This is a genomic window from Actinophytocola sp., assembly GCF_035712165.1.
GTDB lineage: Bacteria > Actinomycetota > Actinomycetes > Mycobacteriales > Pseudonocardiaceae > DASYTH01.
On sequence record NZ_DASTBH010000450.1, the window covers coordinates 1 to 3,138 of the forward strand.

The 3,138-nt window shown below is 69.9% G+C and carries 4 protein-coding genes and 1 pseudogene; all 5 read left to right on the plus strand.

All coding sequences use genetic code 11. From position 1 onward, the window contains the following. A pseudogene (locus tag VFO68_RS25355) lies at nucleotides 1–1,279 on the plus strand (WXG100 family type VII secretion target); the annotation flags it as partial. Further along, nucleotides 1,276–1,731 (plus strand): hypothetical protein, encoded by a 456-nt coding sequence (locus VFO68_RS25360; protein WP_325160890.1) that lies wholly within the window; start codon nucleotides 1,276–1,278, stop codon nucleotides 1,729–1,731. The pseudogene VFO68_RS25355 and the gene VFO68_RS25360, both read left to right, overlap by 4 nt. An 11-nt stretch (nucleotides 1,732–1,742) precedes the next feature. Then, on the plus strand, nucleotides 1,743–2,420 hold the full coding sequence (locus VFO68_RS25365; protein WP_325160891.1) for a hypothetical protein: 678 nt from the start codon (nucleotides 1,743–1,745) through the stop codon (nucleotides 2,418–2,420). Continuing rightward, the gene (locus VFO68_RS25370; protein ID WP_325160892.1) at nucleotides 2,417–2,878 is read left to right on the plus strand and encodes a hypothetical protein; all 462 of its coding nucleotides are present in this window, start codon (nucleotides 2,417–2,419) and stop codon (nucleotides 2,876–2,878) included. Before VFO68_RS25365 ends, VFO68_RS25370 begins: the two co-directional genes overlap by 4 nt. A gap of 33 nt (nucleotides 2,879–2,911) precedes the next feature. After that, nucleotides 2,912–3,138 (plus strand): hypothetical protein (locus VFO68_RS25375; protein WP_325160893.1); only part of this gene is annotated, 227 nt, incomplete at its 3' end.

Below are 3,138 nucleotides of genomic sequence, written 5' to 3' on the forward strand. Positions count from 1 at the left end.
CCCCCGCCACCACAGCGGCGGCGGCGCAGACGGCGTCGGAGTCAGCGTCGACGCCATCGACACCATGGCCGCACGCCTGGACGCCACCCGCGGCCGAGTCGACACCGTGGCCGGCACAGTCAGCGCCGTCAACGTCGGCCCACAAAGCATGGGCATCGTCGGCTCCGGCTTCACCGGCGCGGCGCAGGCGCACGTGCGGCACGCCCAGCAACAAGTCGCCCGCGCCAGCCGTGCGGTCGAACAAGCCCAAGCCAGCACCCGCACCACCGCCCAGGACTACCGCAACACCGACACCACCAACGCCGCCACCCTCGGCGCCATCGACACCACCACCCACCCACCAACCACCTCCCCCGCCGGCGCAACCACCCCATCCAGCACCACCAGCGCCACCACGCCGGCGGCTCCACCCAGCCCAGCCGGTGGCGGCGGCGCCCCCACCTCCGGCGGCGCCCCGCCCGGGGCACCGTTGCGACCGCCACGCCCACCGGGCGGCGGCACCCCGCCGCCGACCGGAGGTCCGGGGAGCGCGCCACGGCGGCGCAACCCGTGGAAGGAACTGGTCCGCAAGAACTTCAGCGACGAGGACTACCGCACCTTCGAGCGCGCCATGGAGAAGATGTCCCGCGACCCGGAGGCCGGCACCCTGCCCGGGTCCGGCGGCCTGACCCCGGAGGAGCGCCAGATCATGGCGCGGGCGCAGGGGTTGGCGGAGATCAGGCCGGACACGATGATGCACAAGACCATTCCGGCCGACGGCTGGGCCAACTACGAGAGTGGGCGGTACACAACCGTCGGAGGTTTCGTCGCCCGCGCCGAGGACATGACCCACCTCCGCACCTCCGAGGACATCAGACTCGGCCAACGCCTCGACTACGCCGACACGCACTTCAACCCCGGTGAGCCGGTCTATGTCCTGGAGTTTCCGGCCGGCGACCCCAGCGTCTACCGGAGCCCGTTCGGGTCCTCGTACGAACCGTCGCTCGGCCAGAGCGACTCCGACGCGGACGTCATCGCGGCCCGGGACCGAATGGTCGATTCGGCCCAGTCAGCCGGCTTTGACCCGGGTCAGATCGAGCCGGGCGCTCGGCAATGGCCGAACACCGGAACCGGGGTGACCGCCGACCACGATCTCGGCGTGCCGGAGATGACCGTGAGGACCGGTAGTCCCGGCGGATACCTGGACATTCCGCAGGGCGCCAGGGCCTACATGATCGACGCGGCCGGCAACAAAGTGTTGGTGGGTACCTTTGACGAGATGGCAGGGAGATTCCTGTGACGGTGCGCGACATCTCCCGACGGCCGCGACTCATGAAACTCGCCACCTTTCAAGGACGCACCTACCGAGCGACCGGCATCGATCCGGATGGGACAGTCACCTTGTGCTACGACAGTCCCACGCCGCCGCCGGACAGCGCGTTCTCCCGTTATCGCGGCCTCGACGTCTGGGTGCGGACGGTTCGGATGGAGGAGTGTGACCGCGTGGCGCAGGTCAACACCGGTGCACGACTCGGGCCCTACTGGTGTCAGGTGTTCGAGATCGCCGAGGACGGGACGGCGGAGCTGATCAGGAGCCAGGCGACGCCAGGCTGGGAGATGGTCGAGCCAGGGATCTATCGTCGGCATGCGCATGTCAGCGAGCTACGTGACTACTACGAGTCCCATACCGATCTGCTGTTCAACTACTGGCGGGACCGGACGTTCGGGTCCGGATCGCAGGTTCGGCCATGACGGAGCACGGCGTGGTTAACGTTCCCGGATCCGGGGCACTGAGCCAGCAGGAGCGGATCCTGGTGGCGCGGGTGCACACGATGGTCGAGCCGACCCCGGACACGATGATGTTCAAGGTCCTGCCGGCCGGGGCGCTGCGGGTGTACCTGGGCAATCTGATCAGCACCGCCGGACCGGGTGAGCTGACGCTGGACTGCCGAACCGCCGGCGGCTACGTGGCCCGGGTCGTCGACGCGGAGGACCTGAGAACTCCCGCGGCGTTCATCAAGGCGTTCCACTGGGACTACCCCACGGTCGGCTTTCCCCTCAACGCCTCCCGGATCCACGTCATGGAGTTCCCCGCCGGGCCGGTGGACTGGTACTCGGTCCCGCTGGGCGCGCCCGCCCACCCCGACCCGAGCCTCGGCCTGCACCACACTTCACCACAGGTGCGCCAGGTGGCGGACGAGATGGTCGCGGCAGGCGAGGCCGCCGGGATCGACCCGGCCCGGATCGAGCGCGTGATCGACTACTGGCCCTACACCGGCACCGGGATGACCCCGAACGCCCTCGACGGGCTGCCGGTGTGGCGGCGCCGCTACCACGCGCTGCCGGCCGGCACCATGATCTTCGAGTACGACACCCAGGGCACCAAGAACCCCGTTGCCCACTACCAGGGTCAGCTGTGGGGCTGGAAGGACCTGCGATGAAACCCCCCCAACCCCGGCTCGGCACCTACGTGACCATCCAGGGCCGGGAGTATCAGGCGAACTCCTGGCCGGCAGACGGCCGCGTGACGATCTTCTCGCGGGACGAGGCGAATCCGGACCCCGACTTGTTCACCCGGGACGAGCAGACCGGGCACTGGGTCGCCAGCGTGGCCACCGCCGACTGCGACTCCGTCATGGCCGTCTACACCGAGGCGGTGTGGAAGGGCGCGGAGGAGTGCGCACTGCTGAGCCTCACCGACGACGGCGAAGCCGTGCTGCACCACCTCCGCACCATCCTCGACGACATCCTGCCGGGCAAGCCGGTCACCGAAGCTGGGTTCCAGCAGGTGGAACCGGGTGTCTACGCGCGCATCGCCTCCGCCGGCGACCTGCGCACCGTAAGCGAGTGTCAGTACGACCTGCTCTTCGACGAGTGGGCTCGCGGTCAGCGGGGGTAGGGCAGAGGTGGACGGAACCTTGAGAGCATCCGGATGACCGGCCGGCGGCGGCACCCGAGCGGCAGCACCCACCACAGCCCGCAGGCAAGCCCCAGCCACCACAGGCCCGACCCAGCCACCCCCCGCCACCACAGCGGCGGCGGCGCAGACGGCGTCGGAGTCAGCGTCGACGCCATCGACACCATGGCCGCACGCCTGGACGCCACCCGCGGCCGAGTCGACACCGTGGCCGGCACAGTCAGCGCCGTCAACGTCGGCCC